The organism is Pseudoalteromonas sp. SCQQ13, assembly GCF_015864415.1.
GTDB classification, from domain to species: domain Bacteria; phylum Pseudomonadota; class Gammaproteobacteria; order Enterobacterales; family Alteromonadaceae; genus Pseudoalteromonas; species Pseudoalteromonas nigrifaciens.
Map to the genome: position 1 here is coordinate 604 of NZ_JADYXG010000029.1, position 18,540 is coordinate 19,143.

Consider the following 18,540-nt stretch of genomic DNA (forward strand, 5'->3'; position numbering starts at 1 on the left):
AAAAAAAAAAAAAAAATTAAAGCTAGGCTGTATTCATTTATGGAAAGTGACGAAAGTAATTCGCCTTCAACACTTTATTATGAATTCATTATTAATATGAATGAAAAAGAAATGTTTATAAAGCTCTCAAAGGATTGGCAGGTTATTAGCGCCACCGAAACACAGCAGCTGAAAACCCCTTCCGTATCTGGTAATGACACAATCGACGTGAGGTATGGCTTAACTGAACAGAAACTAGTTGCGGCCTCTATTAAGTCAGGCGTCTCGGAGTCTATAAACGGATGGACAGTGAAAATGCCACTAGTGCGTAATACCATGATGCTGATCAATTTTTTGTCTGTCAGTAGATCTTAATAAAATCTAACTTGAGTGATCGGCATCAGTCAAGGAATTTAGTTGTTTCGCATCGATTCACCTTTTAATTCCAACTTTATTGCACCGTGAACTGTAGTGTGGTGACCAATAAAATTAGTTACACCCTCTTTTTAGTTTCACTGTTGCTATATGGATGTCTTAATATTACTCAAACTTTTTTATTCTGTCATGACGATAGTTTTTTGTTGAATAGCTTGGTGTCATTATACTTGATACAGAGTTTTCTATTGAGTTGCGTAAGCCATTAAATAACTTCACTTCTTCAGATTGCTTCAGGTAATCAAGTATGTTGTCACTCAGGGATTCTACTATTTCTTTAGCTTTCCTAATTTTAAAGTGAGTACCCTCAGCGAGTTTTAATAAATGATTTATATCAGGAAATTCTTTACTGTTAGAAAGCTTAAGCGCCATTTTATTGTCGATAGCCTCATAAATTTTTGTGTGTGTTATATCAAAAGGTGGGGAAAGGTAAACCCTCGACATATCTGGTGTGTACTGAAGAGCAAAATTTTTGAGGTGTGCATCACCGTTACCAATTAAGCAATTAAATACAATATACTTATACATTTTTTCAACTTCTGATTGGCTATTAGTGTACAAGCTTGTTGCTTTGAGTAGTGTTTCGTAATTGCCCGTGTATTTTGCATCGGGATCATTTGGCTTTTTTAATAAAGTGGTAAAGTCTTCGTAGCCTAGCTTTGTACCATCTTGTGCAGTGTCGAAGCGTTCTATGACAAATGTTTCAAGATTATGGGATAAATACGTTTTAGGTGGTTTAAACCCGCAGTATCTAGCTGCTTCCATGCATACAAATTCATTTACAGTAAGTAATGGAAATTCAGAATCAAATGATTTTACGATTAAATCTTTTTGTTGGACTGTTCTGTCAGTTTTAATATTACTTGCATTAGGAATGCTTACTTTAGGTTGTACGCCAGCTAATGAGTTTCTTAGATAGTACTTTTCTAACAGTTGAGGGAATAGGGGTTCAGTACTGTTGTAAGATAAGATATCGTTCAGTGGAATAGTATCTGCTTCTGGTAACGAAAGTTCACTTTTATATGAGAGCATGCCAATGCCTTGCTCTCCTTGTAAAGCGAGAAGGTACATGTCATTTACTTTTGCATACCTTGCTAACTTGTCAGCTATAAAGCGGCGATTAAAGCCCTCTGGTAAGTTCTGCGAAAAGATAGGATGCAGAGAACCTGAAGAGTAACCGTCTATACCTTTTTTTGTCATTGTTAACGATATGTGCTGCTTTTCTTGTGTCGGCTGGTAATGATGAACTGAGCCATGAGTTAATATACCAAGCTCTGTATTGTTAGTGCACACGGTAATATTTTTAATTTTACTGGGTAAGTTTGGATTTGTACTCATTATTCATCCTCTGAAAATATATTTTCAATTTCATCCCAATCAGGTAGCGAATACTTTTTTTGAGAAACATCAAACTGTAAATCAACAGAATCGAGCAAGCGCTCAAAAATATCGAATGATCCAGTAAATCGGCCATTCTCAATTTCTGAAATTGTTGTTTTATTAATACCAGCTATTTCTGAAAGTTTTTGCTGTGTATAGCCTAAAGCCTTTCTACTTACACTGACTTTCTTCCCAATTTCGACTCTGTTAGCCATACAATTACCAATAGGATTTATTATGCAGCTAACATTGTAGCCTAAAACATCAGTGTTATCCATATAGCTAACATTGAGATAAAGGCCCAGTAGGTTAGCCATATGACTAACCTGTTGGTTCAGTTAACTATGAGTCTATACTTATTTGGTAACTAGGCTCTGTCTTGCCTAAATACTAAACAAGCTGTTATAAACTTAGCCTTGAAAGGTCAACAGATCCTAATCTCTTATAAAAATGCTGACATATAAGTATCATGCTTCTGTCATGCCTCCTTCACAATAGGCTACTACTGTACTTCCAAAATATTTAATTTAAAAATATCATTGGAGAAGTACATGTTAAACCGATGTTACAAGTTATTATCTCTGTCTATTTTAGCTTCGTTATCACCTTTTTCTCACAGTGCATTTGCACAAGATCTAAGCCATAATACTAGTGATAATCATCAAGAAAATGCTTATGAAACCTTAATAGTGACCGGCACTCGCAGCCAAGCCCGCACGCAATTCGATACGATGTCACCTATGGATGTTTTTTCAAGTGATGAAATGGATGATACTGCCTCAAGTGAATTAGTAGACATTTTAACGACATTAGCTCCTAGTTTTAACGTGCAACGTTTGCCGATGAACGATGGTTTGGTGTTTGTACGTCCTGCAACGTTGCGCGGTTTAAGTCCTGATCATACTATGGTATTGATTAACGGTAAGCGTCGTCATCGAAGCGCTTTATTAGGATCTAATGGCGCACAAGGTGCAGATTTAGCTCAAATCCCAGCTGCAGCAATTAAGCGTATTGAAGTGTTGCGTGATGGTGCTGCTGCTCAGTATGGTTCGGACGCTATTGCCGGTGTCATAAACATTATTTTGGATAACACGATTGGTGTTGAAGGATATACCCAAGCAGGTCAATATTTTGAAGGTGATGGCCTTGAATGGCAGACGGCATTACGGGCAGGTATGAAACTGGGTGGTGATGGCCACTTAAGCGCCACCTTAGAGTACACGGATGCGGAAATGACGTCACGCTCGCGTCAACGCGGTGATGCTATCGATTTTGAACTACAAACAGGTATCAAAGTAAAAGACCCAGTACAAAACTGGGGGCAGCCTGAACGTAGCGCGCTACGTTTAGCCCTCAATGCAGAAACCTATATCGGAGCTACTCGCTGGTACGGTTTTTCAACCTATGGGGAAAGTGAGGGAGTGTCGGATTTTAACTGGCGTAACCCGCTTTCTACCAGCGCTTATAAGCCAAGTCCAGACAACTACCCTGATTATGATTTGCATAAACTATATCCAGCTGGTTTCTCTCCTAAGTTTGGCCAAGACGATCAAGATTTCGCTTTTACCACCGGTTTTGATGGAGATATAACGGCTGATTTTAGTTGGGATGCTAGCATGAGTATGGGCAGTAGTCGCATTGGTTACATGCTAGATGAAAGCATTAATGCATCATTGGGGACAGACAGTCCAACTAGCTTCTATTTAGGCGAATTAAAGCAAAGAGAAGTGAATGCTAATCTAGATTTTGTTTACCAGTGGACAAACAGCCTATTTGCTTATCCTACAAACGTCGCCTTTGGGCTTGAAACCCGTGAGGAAACATACCAGGTAAGTGCAGGCGATTATGCCTCTTATGCAGTTGGCCTTGCAGCGCAAGAAGGTTTACCATCAGGCTCAAATGGTTTCCCAGGTTACAGCCCACAGCAAGCAGGTAAATATAAACAGCGCAGTTATGCCGGTTATGTTGATGTTGAAATGCCAATTAATGAGCAATTTACTACCGGTGTGGCGTTACGCTATGAAGACTTCTCAGAGTTTGGCGATACGCTAGATGGTAAGGTTTCCATGCGTTATGAGTTATCTTATGATTTAGCATTACGCGGTACTGTCAGTACTGGTTTTCGAGCACCGACACCAGGTCAATTAGAAAGCACACGTACCTCGCAAGGCTTAGATACCATGACACTAAACCTGTTTACTTCTGGCCGCTTGGCACCGACTAGTCCTGTCGCTCAATATTTTGGCGCCCAGCCTTTACAAGCAGAAGAGTCAACCTCTTACACTTTAGGCATGACGATGCGAACTGATAACGGCTTCAATGGTTCAATTGATGTGTACCAAATTGATGTCGATAACAGATTTGGCCAATCACAGCGTTACAACGTGACTGATGAAATTCGCCAGGAGTTGTTATCACAAGGCGTAGCCAGTGCAGAAAGTTTCACCAGCGTTAACTTCTATACTAATGCTTTTGATACCCGTACTCGCGGTATAGATGTAGCAGGTAACTATACCTTTACTACCTCGTATGGTGATATTCGTGTAGCGGGGGCGGTTAATTATAACGATACCCAAGTAACAAAGCAGGATGGCACCATTGGTGACAGTGGTGTAGTGCGAATTGAAGATGGCCTACCTAAGTTTAACGGTAACCTTAGCGCGTCTTGGCAGCGAAATAGTTGGGAATATTTCGCTCGATTACGTTACTACGGCAAGTGGACTGATAGCGCAGACCAAGCTAGCGGCCAGTTATATCAAGATTTTGGTAGTGAAATGCTAATGGATATTTCTGCTACTTGGCATTATAGCGATGCCCTTAAAGCTCGCTTAGGGATTGAAAATCTATTCAATAGCTATCCTGATGAAGCAACGTTGCAAGCGAGTCGTGGCTTAATTTACTCACGTCATGCGCCTTACGATACCGACGGTGGTCAGTATTATATTCGTTTTGATTATAAGTTTTAATTATGATGAAGCGACGTAACTTTATCAAGGGAGCCGCCGCGATGGCGGCTATGCCGCTAGTATCGAATAGTGCACTAGCATCCGGCACAACCCTAGCCAGTAATGATATGGCGAATACAATTATCAATAATAGTTCAGGTTTGAAACACGTATCTGATGAAGCCTTTTGGCAGCAAGTACGTCAGCACTATCAATTGCCGTCAGATGTTATTCAGCTTGAAAACGGCAATTGGGGCGTGATGAGTAAGAGTGTTTTGCAAAGTTATATGAGTCATACTCAGCGGGTGAATCAATATAGTTCACACTATAGTCGTCGTGAATTTATGCAGGAATTTAAGCCTATTCACGAGCGAGTTGCCACAATACTGGGGTGTGCAGCCACTGAGATCGCCTTTGCTCGCGGTGCTACTGAAGTTTTGAATAATTTAATTGCTGGCTACCGCAACTTAAAGCCCAATGATGTGGTGATGTACGCTGATACTGATTATGACAGTATGCAAGCGGCTATGTGTCAACGAAGCAACCCTGTAGTGAAGATAAATTTACCTGAACGGGCGAGTGCTGAGGAATATGTCGCTTTTTATCGAGCGGCAATAGAACAACATCCAAGGGTGAAGCTGTTATTATTAACTCATTTAAGCCACCGGCATGGTTTAGTGTTACCGATAAAAAAAATTGTCGCTATGGCACGTGAATATGGTGTGGATTGTATTGTTGATGCAGCCCATTCTTGGGGGCAAATTAATTTTAATGTCGCCGACTTAGGTGCTGATTTTGTCGGCTTTAACCTACATAAGTGGATGGGTGCACCGATCGGCGTGGGCGTTATGTATATCAAAAGTTCGCGCTTAGCAGATATTGCACCTGCCATCGGTGACACTACAGTACTAAAAACAAACTCTAAAAGTGATACTCCTATCGGCGCTACTTATAATCGTATTCATACTGGCACATTCAATTATGCAGCTTGGTTGGCAGTACCAGCAGCACTCGATTTTCATGATAATATTGGTGGTGATTTAAAAGCAGCACGGATTAAATACTTACGCGATTACTGGGTAAACCAAGTGGCTGAAATACGACAGGTACAGTTAGTTGCTAGTAATGAACCAGACACTTATGCAGGCATATGCTCCTTTCGCTTATATGGTGAAACCAGCGTAGCCGGCAATGAGGCTATAGCAGCTAAATTATTACAGCAACATAAAATATTTAGTGTCCATCGTAATGGTTTGGCCAACGGGGCATGTGTACGTATTACACCTGCGCTATTCAATACAACAGCTGAGATGAATAGTTTGGCTCAAGCTTTAAAAGCTCTTTAATTTCCGTAAATGGTAATTGCCCCTAGGCAGAACCCTTCGGGCAGCGCCTGCCTGGCATTAATGCTGTATTATCAAATGTTTATGGGTAATAACCATATTACATAGGCTCTGCCTTGCCTAAATACCAAATAGACTGCTGCAAATTTAGCCTTGAAAGGTCAACAGACCCTAGTGTCGGAAGACAATAATGTTTGAAACTTTTTTGCCTTCCCAGTCCGCTCCTTTCGTGTCAATAGAAGGTATGTATGACAATAAAGATCAAAACTTAGATTCAATCAACGTGCCTATCCAAAGAAAAATTGTGACAACAAAGATTGAAACTCACTTTTGGACAAAAACGCTTCAGAGCCGAATGACAGCTCTGTGCCATGAGCCGACTATCAGCCGTAACTCGTTTCTGCCCCATTCCTACTTAGAGTAACGACGCGTAACATTTCTTGGCTTCAGTATTTGACCAAATTTTAATAATGATTAGCTGATAACCCTAATTGCATAGCAATATGGAGTGACTGTATCCATTATTTTTTGATGACTCATTTGTCAATGGTATGTAGAATGAAATCGAGCATTAAAATACTAATACTAAATCCAAGGTGAGGAACAGTTTGAGCTTAAATAATGCGCATGAAGGATATGACTATCAAGATCTAATAACAAGCTATTTCATACTGGAAGAGATACTAAATGGCAATCGAGAAAGCATCTTCTCAATAGACAAAAAGCATACGACAGGAGATACCCCGGATAGATTCGATGACTTAGTTATAACTAACGGGGATAAAGTACAACGCAAGCAAGTAAAATATAGCAATGAACAGACATCTGTCAGGCTCACCAAAGATTACCTTTCTGCCGATAGCCACTATAAGATAGCGTTACATAAATTATATGAATCATGGAAAGCTCTTAGCACTATTCATACTGAATTTAGGTTATGTTTAGCCTGGGATGAGCCTGTTGAAAGCAAAATTCTGAAGGTGTTAAACCTTCAGCCTTCAAGCCTATCGTCATTCGACTCATTTCCAACTAAAGTTTTTAAAATCGACATAAACCAACTTTGGGAAGTTGAACCTGAGAATTTCAACCGTTGGGATAGTCTAAAGCAATATGTAAAAGAAAATAACATTGATAGAGATGATTTCCGAAAATTTTGTGAATGCCTTCTAATTGAAGTTAACCTTCCAAAAGCCAGTTTAAAATTTGATTCTCCACATGAACTAGAAAAAATATTAATCTCGCAAGCCACAAGGCTAGGAATTGGACAATATCCAAACGATGATATTAACACCATTGATTTTTTAGTGAGACTTGTAAAGCACGTTGGAAGTTATAGAACCAACTCTGCGGTTGTAGCAACTCTAGATGTATTGAAAGATCTGCGCATTAAAACTGATTATGGAAAAGTTCAGCAAAAGTTTGAAATTGACCAGAGTAAAAACGTTAAGTCCGATTGTAGATATAGTTCATTCTATAACTTTGTTGTAAACAGCAAGAAAGTAATTTTATCAGGTGAACCAGGAGCTGGTAAGTCATGGTTTCTAACCAATCTAATAGATTACTTAGAACGTGAGGAAATAAATGTTCTTCGCCATTATTGTTTCACAAGTACTGAAGACGAATTTGTTGAGAGAAGGGTCAGCTCTAATACATTTTTTGGAAATCTAATAAGCGGAATAGAAAAAGTATATCCGGAGCTAACTAAAGTAAAAAATCAGACTTTTGCGGCTAACTTAGATGAACTAAACTTGCTTTTGCAAAAAATAGAAGAGCCGCTTGTAATAATAGTAGATGGCTTAGACCATATTAATAGAGTTCTAAGTTCGTCCATTAGCTTACCTAAAGAAAAAACTCAAATTCTAGAAAATATATCTCAGGTATGCATTCCCGATAACGTAACAATAGTATTAGGCTCCCAGCCTGTTGAAGAGTTAAATTTTCTTAAAAAGGACTTCAGTTATAGGGAGCACCAGTTGCCTGCTTGGGGCATTCAGGATACTAAAGAGTTAGCAAAAAAACATGGAATTACAAAATTAGATTGCAATGATGAAGATATCGTCACATTAATTCATGAAAAGAGTGAGGGTAATCCACTTTATTTAACTTATATATTATTAACACTAGAAAATAGCGAAGTAATAAGTGATGAGATCATACATTCTCTACCCCCTTATGATTTCAACCTGAAAAAATACTACGAATACTTAACAAGTAAAATTGAAAATAACACAACAGCGGAGATCTTATCTTGCCTAGATTTTTCTGTAACCAGAAAAGAGCTGCAAGAGATAATACCGGTGAAGCACCATTTCAATTCTAGTATGAAAGTACTGTCCCCCGTTATTTCTGAGAATACTGCTAGGGGTGGACTAAAGCTTTACCATGATAGTTTCAGGCGATTTAACATGGAAAAGTTAGCTGATATCGAAGAAGCTCTAGATGCAAACTATGAATTCATCATTGACTGGCTAAATTGTGAATGCTTTTTTGAAAGTGACAAATCTTACCGTTATTTATTTAGTTACCTAATGCGAGCAAAGAAGTATGAGGATATTAGTAGATATGCATCTGACAACTTTCTACCAAATAGCTTATATTATGCTCACTCAGAATCATTAATTAGAAGAAACTACGAAAGCTTTCTAAGTGTCGCCAAAAAAACACAAAACTGGTCCCTATTTGTTTATGCTAGTGAACTGAATAGAGCGATAAATACAACTAGCTCAGAAGAGCACCACAGTCAGTTTCTACAAAATTTCGAACTATACTTTGAAGCCATTTGCTTGATCTATGGAGTAGAAAAAGCAAATGCGCTTTTATATTTTAATGGTGAAAAAAATCATAGTAATTCAGTTACAGCGCAAGCATTTCGAGTATTAGAAATGCATGACTATTCTCCTAATTGGGAGGATGTAAATGAGCTATTTTCAGGGGAGATAAGGCAAGATGATTTCAAATACTATATTAGCTTTTTCAACCAAACCAATGATGATTTTTTGGCGTTTCTAAACAAAGCAATACAGCATGAAGATAAAACCTATCTTAGAGTACTTTTAGAAGAGGTGTTCAGACTCAAAGGCAGTGATTATTTAGTTGATCTACATAGCAAACTTACGGGCATTGAAAAAGAGTCAACGGGGCTTATCATTAATAACCTTTTCGAAAGGGAGAATTGTTCGACGAGAATACCGATAAAGGTAGAGAACAATGTGACTCTAGAGCCATTATCATTGCCGCTCATCAGCGAAACTGTAGAAAAAAACGAACTGGTTAGATTTTGTATACAATTAGAGCTGTATTCAAGTAACGATTTAAATAGTTTGATTAGCTTCGAAAAAACAATTTCTTGTGATTATATTGCTCACAGTTGGATAAAGTTTTTTATACGGAACCTTGTCATAGACAAGACTTGTCAGGACTCTTCATTAGAAGAACAAATAATTCAAAGTTTCTTGATATTAGCAGATGACATGACTAACTTTCCTAGAGCGAGGTATTCTAGTTTTCTCTTTGATAATAGAGACTTGATTGATAGAAGCTTTGAGCAAGCATTGGTGCATGTTAACTCACAATTAGCATGGAAGAATATTTTTGATATCAGAAGGAAAATTGTATTTCCTATTATCCCAATGATAGAGAAGCGATTTATCAATAAGAATAATATCAACTTATTGATAGAGACTTATGATAGCTTTGATGAAGAAAATAGTGATTATTTTGAACACGCAGAGAATTCATTCAAAAAAGCAATTTATCGTGCAAAAGTAGGGGATCTTGAAAATGCTAAGTTAGAGCTTAAAAATGCTGTTCATTTAACAACTAGCTACACATCTCGAAAAGATAGAAATTTAGCAGAAGTAATCGACCCGCTACCCTCACTGAATAACATAAGTCCCAGTTTTGCTAAAGAATATACTAAAAAGCTTAAATACCTCACTGATGCTGTTATGAAGCATACCGAAGATGGCAAAGATACAAGGTGGTTAACTATAGAATGGTTTGAAATGTTCATAAAAGTTGATTTCAAACTAGCTGCGAAATATTTAATCAATGAAATGCTTACCAATGGGTATTTTTGGAAATTAGACTTTATGTATGTGGATTTATTGAAACATAGCGATAACGTCGAGCCCAGTATTTTAAATTTTCTTTATAGATTAACTCCAACAAACATTAAAGATGCATATCTCAACAGTTTTTTGGAGGTAATTGAGCGTTTAGAAAAGAAGGATGATAAGTTAGCCAAAGCATCTATGATTAATCTATCTACAAGAGACTGGAATGACTCTTATGATACATTGAATCAAAAAACCGTTCGCAAATATAATAATATTGCTCACAAATTAGGGCTTAACTTACATTTAGAGGAAGTTAAAGAAAAAAACGATGGAACTGCGCACTCATTTGATAACGAAAAATTATCTATAAAACTAACTACCCAGTTTTGTAAAGAAGATAGCTTAAGGAATAAATCTACGCAGGATCTAGTTGATTATTTAGTTTCCCAAGAGTTCTTGGGGGTCGACAATCTCAATTACTTACACTTTTTCTTTAAAGAGGAAAATAATACCGAATTAGCTAATGAAATACTCATGCCTCTTATCCGAAAAAGATTTCCAAGAGGACAAGAGTACTTTACAAACTTGCGGGGAGTGATTGGAGGAATTACCCTCTCAGATAGAGATAAGGTTTTATTATTGGTTAACAATTTTGTGCATTCAAAAGACGGGTGGTTTTCTAGTTTTGTCGACAAGGATTCATTACTCCAAGCTGTTACGATCGATAAAGATATTGCGCAAAACTGTTTAGCGTCAGCTTTATATTCTTTTTATCAAAATAAAGACTATTCATCCAAAACGACGGCTAACCTAATTATCGCTTTTGAATATGTAGGCATTGATAAACAGAGTATTTTATCAATGTATGAAAGAGGTTTTGATTTCATTAAAAGTAGGTTGCCAGACGAGAGTGAATTTGAATGGGAAAATTTAGATTATATTGAAATATCTGAGATGAATCATGATGAAAGAGCAATTACGTTGCTCCTTAGTAAAGCAAACAATTTAGATTCATCAGTTCAACGAGAGATTATTTGTGCGTTAAATTACTTAATTAAAAATCACACTAACCTTTTAATCAAACCCCTTAGCTGGTTTTTCGATAACTTTCATATGTTTCATCACTCAACAATTGCCTCAATCCTTGAGCTTATATCGATTGAAATAAAACAGCTTAAGTCATTATTACTAGAGATAAAGCCATCGATAAAAAAACTTATAGGGGCGCAAAACTTGTACATACAAAATGAAGTTGAGAGTATTTTTAGTGAGTTAAGTAATGAATAGTAATATTATAAATGCAATCAATAACTCCAGGCTTATCAGTTACTTAATCTCATTAGAGATTGAGGTGGACGACGTAAGAAACGTAATAATACAGAACTTTAATGAAGATGAATTTGAGCACTTTATTAATAGATCCAACGGGATGCTTTCTCCGAACACTTATATCTATGATTTAGTTTTTAAGTATGTAAATGAATTTTTATATCAACAATATAGAGAATCAGTCATTTTTGAAGGTGATGGAAAAATAGATGTTAGAACAATGATTGCAACATCTAACTCTCTTGTTAATAGGCCCAACTTAGTAAAGCCGCTTGATAAATCAACTGGATTTAGTGCTCCTGATGAATTAAACGATTTTGTTGTCATTGCTAGATTTGAGCGTCAGTTTGAAACTAGAGATTATGGCAGCAACACCAGAGGCAATCGCGCAGTGGTATGTGAAGGTTGCCTGCCAATGAAAATTAAAATGACCCCCTTGAAAAGCTTTCCTTGTACTCAAGACATTTGGAAAGATGAATACTGTTATGGAACTCCAATCATCCAAGGGTTCTGTTTTAATGAAAATAGCTTAGAGGCAGCACAAGTTATTTGGATGAATGGTGAACTGCTGAGTATATTAGGCTTGAGTGTGGATCATCATGATAACGGACTCAGAGCCATAAATGAAAATGGTGAAGCCGTTTTGATATATCGTTACTGGAGAGAAAGTTTAATCGGAAAAGGGGCTTCCTTTGTTGGTTTAGATTCCAATATCTCAAAATTAGAAGGTTGTGATTTAATTTTGAGAAAAGACTTCTATGAAAAGTTAAAGGCGATCATTCCTGATATGGTTTTCTACACAGAAATAATCTAGTTAAATCTGTAATCCTCCTTGAAAAACGTCGCTATGGTAATATTATTCTAGAGGTATGGGCTGATTTAGGGAGGAGGCAAAGCTTACTTTTTCTAACTTAAAGGTAACGTTCTAGATCAAAAATGCTAAATTGTTTCTGCCCCAAAATGCGTTAACGTAAATGCTCTAATGTCGCCTTTGAGCGAGAAGCAGACGGTCGTTCTAACTCATTATTGGACAAAAACGCTTCAGAGCCAAATGACAGCTCAGTGCGAACAGCGGAACCGAGCAAACTGTTTTTAGTCCTGCTTTATTGTCTTGTTAAATGCCGTCTCCCCATAACTCATAGGTTAACTTAGTAGCGGAAATCTCTTTACAACCACTTCGGTCAGTACCTGACCACAGTGGAGTAAAATCTGATTTACCTTGGGATTCAGCTTTTGATCTCAAAGGACCAATAGCTATAGATGCATAAGGAAACTCTGGCGCTTTACTCGTAATAAAATTTAACTCTTTCATTATTTTATTAGTAATACCTCTCGCCAATCGACCTGAGAATATATTAGTTAAAGCGGTTACGCTGTTTTTTGATTTTATTGCTTGCCTGTGAATAGCACTTGTTTTCGCCTCATCGCATAACAAGTAAGAAGTTCCAACTTGAACTCCTGACGCACCTAGCCTTATCATTTCTTTGATATCTGTGCTTGTAGCTATTCCACCTGCAGCAACAACTGGTACAGATAATTCATGTTTTAAGCAAGCTACAAGTTCTAACGTCGGAAGTTGAGTTGATGCGTCCGAAGTCATGAACATACTTCTATGACCTCCAGCTTCATAGCCCTGAGCAATGACAATATCAGCTCCATTTTCCTCTAGCCACACTCCTTCTTCCTTGGTCGTAGCTGAAGAAATTATAACTGTTCCCCATGACTTTATTCTTGTTACAAGCTCTGCGGATGGAAGACCAAAATGAAAGCTAAGTATTGGTGGTTTATGGGGCTCTATTGCATCAGCAAGGTTTGCATCAAAAGGAACCCTTAAGCCAGAAATTTCGTTTAGAGGCTTGATCGAAAAAGACTCGTAGTACGGTAAAAGCTGCTCTTCCCATGCTTCAAGTGTCTGATGATTTATCTCAGGCATTTTGTGACAAAAAAAGTTTAAGTTGTAAGTTTTATTTGAGTGTTTTCTGAAATTTATAATCTCGAATAAGACCTGATCTTTAGTCAGCATTCCACAAGGAATAGAGCCAAGCCCACCAGAGTTTGATACTGCTGCAGCCAACTCCCAGTTTTGTACTCCAGCCATTGGAGCTTGAATTATTGGCTTTTCAATACCGAGGATACTGCATAGATTCATAATTATTCTTCCTGAATGCGATATATTTTATTTAGGCATTTAACGCCGTATTAGCACTCTGATTTAAAGTAATGGCTTTGAAGCTTTTGAAGCCCTTTACCCACCAAAACGATAACTATAGAGCCAATTAATACTGGCGTCACCAAAAATAACCAACTTTGCCCTGAAAGCATTATTAAAATTGGATTAGCTCCCGCAGGTGGATGTGTGGTTTTTGAAACTAACATACTCGTAACTCCTAAACCTGTTGCTAAAGCTATTGTTAACGGTGTTACATCTACATATTGATAAAATAATATTCCAATAAAGGCAGTAATTAAATGCCCAAAAATTACATTTTTGGCTTGAGCTAATGGGCTATCTGGCACTCCAAACACAAGTACAGTAGTTGCACCAAATGGAGCCATTATTAAAACGATATCATTAAAATTAGTTTCAGTTAATGACAATAAACCAATTGCAATAAATGCACCAAAACCAGCAATTACAGCTAATAAATAACGATTCATAAATACCTCACAAAAAAAGTAGAACAACCTGTCTACCTTGTTAGTGTAGACAACTCGTTCTACTCATGTCAATATTATATTGATAATTTTATGGAGCTTATTATGAATCAAAAGCGAGAGTTGTTATTAAAAACCGCATTAGAGCTGTTTTATCAACATGGCGTTAACTCAATTGGAATAAATGAAGTTATAAAAGTATCAGGTATTGCAAAAAAAACCTTATACAGTCATTTTGATGGGAAAAATGATTTAGTCATTGCGACGCTGGGGAAAAGACACTTCATTTTTATAAATTGGTTAAAATCTAAATTAGAAAAGACCACAAATGATCAAGAATTAATTAATGTACTTTTTGCATCATTACAAAGCTGGTTTATAGGAAATGAACCTGAACTGGGTGATTTTAGAGGTTGTTTTTTTATAAATACATCGGCTGAGTTTAGCGATCCAAAAAGTGAAATATCTTGTTATTGTCGTTACCATAAAGATCAAGTACGTCAACTTATTAAAAGTAAATTAACTAATAATTCAGAAGATCTTTTAAATACTATTTGTTTACTAAAAGAAGGCGTGATTGTAACCGCATATATGACAGGAAAAAGTGCTGATATGATTCAAAGTACTTTGAAAATCTTACAACGCTATTGAGTGCTAAACGTCTAAATCAGGTGCGCCGTAGGCGTCACATGGATTTACTTGTTAGTGCCCTTTTTGCCTGGACGCATTCTATTTAACATTTCTTCTCTTTGTTTTACCTCATCTAAATCATCTTTAATGCTATCACCAGGTATCAGTGTCAAAATTAATGACCAGAATTGTACGAATGTCAGTAAGCCGATTATAGCGAAACTAAGAGAGCGAAATATTTCTTTGTATTGAAGCAATGATTCAATCTGCTTTGCCAAAGGAACGACAAAGGACATACTAATTACGACCATTAATATTACTGTTGAGTAAATTAACGGCCTAAATAGCCTATTGATTTGTTCTATATCATCTTTCTTCTCATCATACGCCTTTTTTCCAAAGGCTTTGGATAACTTACTTGGATAAAGAAGTGCAATCCATGCGCCCATTACAGCAAAAATTATTGATGATGTACTTCTAAGACCATCATAGATTGGCATCTGTTCTTTGAATGGAATATGTTTACCAAGAAGAGCTGAAGCTACGACAATGCCAACAAAAATTATTACTCCAACTATTTTTATGTAAATATTCATCACGGAACCTTACTTTAATAGTGCCAGTATCAAGTCTCGTTTTTCTGTAACTTGATCCAATATGCTTTGAGCATCAACCACTTCATCATTGACCCTTTTTACATCAAGTTCAAACGTATCTCGTGCTAGCGAGTTACTCAACCAACGCGGATTTTGCTCTCCTGTCAATGTGAAGCCAATATCATCCCATTTAGAATCATGATTGGCTTCCCATTCTTTAATCATTTCAGTAAGTTCATCCTTACTTGGTTTAAATGAGAACTCATAAGAAAAGTTGACATCAGAATTCAGTTTTTTCTGCTTTTTAAGCCCAAGGCCTTGAAGTGCTTTTTGCCAGAGATCTTGACTACTTGCTAATTTAGGTGATAGACAATTATGTCTAGTGATTTTCCTAATTTTTGGAAAATTATTAACGATATAATCAGTCTGACCTGGCTTCCTCAAAATGGACGTTTTTAGGTATGCATAAAGATTTAGTGGGTCATCATCTTCTTTTTCAGCATATCCAATAATCTGAAAGTCTGATGTCTCACTTTTTCCTAACACAACGTATCCACTAAATTTTGATATGAATTCTTTAAAATACTTATCAAAATTTTTCTTCCCGTTCAAAACATGCTGAAACCTAATAGAGGCAAATACATTTTTAGACGGAACAATCCAGAAGTAAGTCGCATAGCCAGGAATACTGTCTTTGGGGAGCTTTGTAAACTCAACTTTGGCTTCACCAAATTTACCTTTTGAGTTTACAGCTGCAACTTTTCCTTCATAAGATGGAGTTTCATTCCATGTCGTAAGAAGGAAGTCGCCTGTAACACCATTCTTCACAATGTCGTAGCAAAATGTTCTACTCACATCCTCGCTTTCCTCTATCGCATAGGTGCAAGTTTCATCAAGAGGCTTACCATTCCTTTGAACCCATACCATCAGCTGATTTAAAAAATCGGGAAGTTCACCCAGTTTAGATTTTTCCGCTCCATACTCAAATAAGCCACATTTATCAAAGCGGTAAAAGGTAACTTTTGCTTCTTCCATCTCTATTCCTTGATGTTACTTCAGTGTTTAATTTTTACTCAGGGTGCTTACAATTTAATAGTGCGCTCATCGCGCATATTCCTGCCGACTAAACGCTCATTTGTCTACTTTATATAGTTTTAACAAATAACCTAAGGTATTACTATCACTAAGTTTTCTAAAACTTTAAAGAAAAGTTAAATAGAACAATATGCACGCGCCGGTCATTTTCATAAATATATGAGTAAAGAGCAGTTTGACCAATCAGTTAACTCTAAGATTTAGCCAATTTCAATGACCGGTTTTCGCTCAAAGCTGGCTTTAGCAAAGCGCCAGAAGCGAACATTGGTAACGCTGCAATTACGTGCTTACCGCGTACACTTCCTTACTAAGCTTAATCTCCATAGGTTGATAAACCAAGCCTGCCGATTCATCAATTTCGCCACGGCACTCAAACCCATACTTTTCGTAAGCGCTTACTGAAGATAGTGACGCGCTGACGGTTACAGTTTCTACCTTCGCGTATTTTAAAGCGGATACAAGCAGCTTTCTCCCAATACCACTCTTTTGGCTTTCAGGACGGATAAACAGCATCGCAACATGCCGACCTTCCTTTAACTCAATGACACCTTCGATATTTTCGTCGCTCTCAGCAACTAACATTAAGTTGTCGCCTTTCATTCTGCCAAGAAAAGCATTGCTAGCAGCAATACTCGAAAAAGTAGTCTTCCCTTCCTCTGACAACGTGTCTGCAATAGAGCGTAAAAACGAAGCAATACAAATTTCACTTACAGCTTCAACATCCTTCTCATTCATTTTTCTGATAATCACAGAAGCTCTCCTAAAAACTTAATTGCCCACTTACGGGCACGAATATGTAGGCTAAAATACGGAGCGAATAAGGCCAAAGGGGTCAAACCTTGTCATCATACATCAAAATTATTGCCTATCCGCTTCTCGCTCTTTGCCGAAGTTCGGCTCAGTGCCATAAGCGGACTGTAACAATAAAGTTGTAGAATAACCCCAAAATAAGCTCTTGAAGTTAATGGAGCCCATATAAAAGCCAACTTTTTTTATCCTTGTTCAGTTTCTCGTTAGATTATTACTCACCTACATGTATTTTTAGCAAAGCTTCACTGCCATCTAAGTTTTTAACTAGTAATAGTAATATTTCACCTGTTTCTTTATCCATAAGCTTTTTAGCTTTATCTGCTGGGCAGCCCGGGATTTTGCAACCATCAAGTTCGATAACTAATTGACCAACTTTAACTCCAGCTTTTTCTGCAGGAGATCCAGAATGAACTTCATCAATTTTAAACTCGGTTATTTCAGGACTAAAAAACCCATCAACAGACACACCGACGGCAATCCCAACTTTCCCTTTGGCGAAAGCTACAAATGGAAAAAACAAACAAATTAATAGAACCTTCCTAGTTAAATTCAAAAACCTTACTCCTTTAAAAAATTAACCGCCGTTTTAAGCGGTTTGTAATTATTTGCTAAAATATGAAACGACGTGGAACCGACAAAACTGTTAGAGGCCCGACTTGAAAAACCTTATACACGTATTGCTAATTAGTGAATTTTGTTTCTTAATTTCGTTAACATTTTTATTTGTTTCTGCAACTGCTAAGTCAATTTTAGCTTTGGTACATTTATCAGGCAGCTCTTTACTTACAAGGTAATTCTGATCTTTTTGATACTGAGCCATACCTTCTAAACCGTTATATTGATCTCTATCTTCAAGTATTTTATCTTTTTGGTATGGTGGTGGTTGGGTTGCACCACAAGCTGATAACAAAACGGTCAGAGAAATTGGAATTAATTTATTGAACAATACCCTTACTCCATGTGTATAATTTAATAGCACGCGAATAGCGCATTTTTCTGCTATGGGCACGATAATATCTACATAGTTTTACCAAATTACCTAAGATATTACTATCTCTAAGTTTCTATCGCCTACAAAAAAAGCTGAGTCAACAATATACGCTTTTCCTCATTTCATGAATATATGAGTAAAAAATAGTTTGACCAATCAATTAACTCTTACATTTAGCCACTCTCAATGTCCGCTTCTCGCTCAAAGCCGACCTATAGAGTAATTACTTTAACACGTTTGGGGCAAAAGCTTGTTAGAACAAAGGCAGACTGCGACAAATAGCATCGAAAAGTT

General features: G+C 37.1%; 15 protein-coding genes. 6 read left to right on the forward strand and 9 right to left on the reverse strand.

Annotation, left to right across the window (positions count from 1 at the left end):
* On the forward strand, positions 1-354 hold a 354-nt coding region (locus tag I6F41_RS16835), incomplete at its 5' end, for a hypothetical protein (protein ID WP_231613595.1).
* 165 nt (positions 355-519) lie between these two features.
* Here I6F41_RS16835 and I6F41_RS16840 read toward each other — a convergent pair.
* The gene (locus I6F41_RS16840; protein ID WP_181718175.1) at positions 520-1,752 is read right to left on the reverse strand and encodes a type II toxin-antitoxin system HipA family toxin; all 1,233 of its coding nucleotides are present in this window, start codon (positions 1,750-1,752) and stop codon (positions 520-522) included.
* Positions 1,752-2,111 (reverse strand): helix-turn-helix domain-containing protein, encoded by a 360-nt coding sequence (locus I6F41_RS16845; RefSeq protein ID WP_231613598.1) that lies wholly within the window; start codon positions 2,109-2,111, stop codon positions 1,752-1,754. Before I6F41_RS16845 ends, I6F41_RS16840 begins: the two co-directional genes overlap by 1 nt.
* A gap of 234 nt (positions 2,112-2,345) precedes the next feature.
* Between I6F41_RS16845 and I6F41_RS16850 the strand changes: the two genes are divergently transcribed.
* The 4 genes from I6F41_RS16850 to I6F41_RS16865 all read left to right on the forward strand — a co-directional run bounded on the left by I6F41_RS16850 (position 2,346) and on the right by I6F41_RS16865 (position 12,283).
* On the forward strand, positions 2,346-4,760 hold the full coding sequence (locus tag I6F41_RS16850) for a TonB-dependent receptor plug domain-containing protein (protein WP_197108800.1): 2,415 nt from the start codon (positions 2,346-2,348) through the stop codon (positions 4,758-4,760).
* Between the two features lie 2 nt (positions 4,761-4,762).
* Positions 4,763-6,085, forward strand: a complete 1,323-nt coding sequence (locus I6F41_RS16855; protein WP_197108802.1) for an aminotransferase class V-fold PLP-dependent enzyme — start codon at positions 4,763-4,765, stop codon at positions 6,083-6,085.
* Positions 6,086-6,690: 605 nt separating this feature from the next.
* Complete coding sequence (locus I6F41_RS16860; RefSeq protein ID WP_181718163.1) at positions 6,691-11,427, forward strand: ATP-binding protein; 4,737 nt, start codon at positions 6,691-6,693, stop codon at positions 11,425-11,427.
* Positions 11,420-12,283, forward strand: a complete 864-nt coding sequence (locus I6F41_RS16865) for a hypothetical protein (RefSeq protein ID WP_181718162.1) — start codon at positions 11,420-11,422, stop codon at positions 12,281-12,283. The genes I6F41_RS16860 and I6F41_RS16865 overlap by 8 nt, the downstream gene beginning before the upstream one ends.
* A 300-nt stretch (positions 12,284-12,583) precedes the next feature.
* Here I6F41_RS16865 and I6F41_RS16870 read toward each other — a convergent pair whose 3' ends face one another.
* On the reverse strand, positions 12,584-13,618 hold the full coding sequence (locus tag I6F41_RS16870; RefSeq protein ID WP_181718156.1) for an NAD(P)H-dependent flavin oxidoreductase: 1,035 nt from the start codon (positions 13,616-13,618) through the stop codon (positions 12,584-12,586).
* Positions 13,619-13,668: 50 nt separating this feature from the next.
* Positions 13,669-14,127: an HPP family protein gene (locus tag I6F41_RS16875; protein WP_024589688.1), complete on the reverse strand. Its 459-nt coding sequence runs from the start codon at positions 14,125-14,127 to the stop codon at positions 13,669-13,671.
* A gap of 102 nt (positions 14,128-14,229) precedes the next feature.
* On the opposite strand from I6F41_RS16875, the gene I6F41_RS16880 reads away from it, so the two are divergent.
* The gene (locus tag I6F41_RS16880) at positions 14,230-14,775 is read left to right on the forward strand and encodes a TetR/AcrR family transcriptional regulator (protein ID WP_181718195.1); all 546 of its coding nucleotides are present in this window, start codon (positions 14,230-14,232) and stop codon (positions 14,773-14,775) included.
* 44 nt (positions 14,776-14,819) lie between these two features.
* On the opposite strand, the gene I6F41_RS16885 is transcribed toward I6F41_RS16880, so the two are convergent.
* From I6F41_RS16885 to I6F41_RS16905, 5 genes are all read right to left on the reverse strand, one after another.
* Positions 14,820-15,350, reverse strand: a complete 531-nt coding sequence (locus tag I6F41_RS16885) for a hypothetical protein (protein WP_181718158.1) — start codon at positions 15,348-15,350, stop codon at positions 14,820-14,822.
* 9 nt (positions 15,351-15,359) lie between these two features.
* Positions 15,360-16,385 (reverse strand): hypothetical protein, encoded by a 1,026-nt coding sequence (locus I6F41_RS16890; protein WP_181718159.1) that lies wholly within the window; start codon positions 16,383-16,385, stop codon positions 15,360-15,362.
* Positions 16,386-16,724: 339 nt separating this feature from the next.
* Entirely contained in the window at positions 16,725-17,195 is a 471-nt protein-coding gene (locus I6F41_RS16895) for a GNAT family N-acetyltransferase (RefSeq protein WP_331460903.1), read from the reverse strand.
* A 271-nt stretch (positions 17,196-17,466) separates the two neighbouring features.
* Positions 17,467-17,808 (reverse strand): PDZ domain-containing protein, encoded by a 342-nt coding sequence (locus I6F41_RS16900; RefSeq protein WP_051385864.1) that lies wholly within the window; start codon positions 17,806-17,808, stop codon positions 17,467-17,469.
* 90 nt (positions 17,809-17,898) lie between these two features.
* Complete coding sequence (locus I6F41_RS16905; protein ID WP_197108804.1) at positions 17,899-18,201, reverse strand: hypothetical protein; 303 nt, start codon at positions 18,199-18,201, stop codon at positions 17,899-17,901.
* Between the last annotated feature and the right edge of the window lie 339 nt (positions 18,202-18,540).

What these genes read in the sequence shown, in the direction of transcription:
- I6F41_RS16845 (WP_231613598.1), bottom strand. Translation starts at nt 2,111, where the DNA reads ATGGCTAACCTACTGGGCCTTTATCTCAATGTTAGCTATATGGATAAC.
- I6F41_RS16880 (WP_181718195.1), top strand. Translation starts at nt 14,230, where the DNA reads ATGAATCAAAAGCGAGAGTTGTTATTAAAAACCGCATTAGAGCTGTTT.
- I6F41_RS16855 (WP_197108802.1), top strand. Translation starts at nt 4,763, where the DNA reads ATGATGAAGCGACGTAACTTTATCAAGGGAGCCGCCGCGATGGCGGCT.
- I6F41_RS16885 (WP_181718158.1), bottom strand. Translation starts at nt 15,350, where the DNA reads ATGAATATTTACATAAAAATAGTTGGAGTAATAATTTTTGTTGGCATT.
- I6F41_RS16840 (WP_181718175.1), bottom strand. Translation starts at nt 1,752, where the DNA reads ATGAGTACAAATCCAAACTTACCCAGTAAAATTAAAAATATTACCGTG.
- I6F41_RS16865 (WP_181718162.1), top strand. Translation starts at nt 11,420, where the DNA reads ATGAATAGTAATATTATAAATGCAATCAATAACTCCAGGCTTATCAGT.
- I6F41_RS16890 (WP_181718159.1), bottom strand. Translation starts at nt 16,385, where the DNA reads ATGGAAGAAGCAAAAGTTACCTTTTACCGCTTTGATAAATGTGGCTTA.
- I6F41_RS16875 (WP_024589688.1), bottom strand. Translation starts at nt 14,127, where the DNA reads ATGAATCGTTATTTATTAGCTGTAATTGCTGGTTTTGGTGCATTTATT.
- I6F41_RS16870 (WP_181718156.1), bottom strand. Translation starts at nt 13,618, where the DNA reads ATGAATCTATGCAGTATCCTCGGTATTGAAAAGCCAATAATTCAAGCT.
- I6F41_RS16850 (WP_197108800.1), top strand. Translation starts at nt 2,346, where the DNA reads ATGTTAAACCGATGTTACAAGTTATTATCTCTGTCTATTTTAGCTTCG.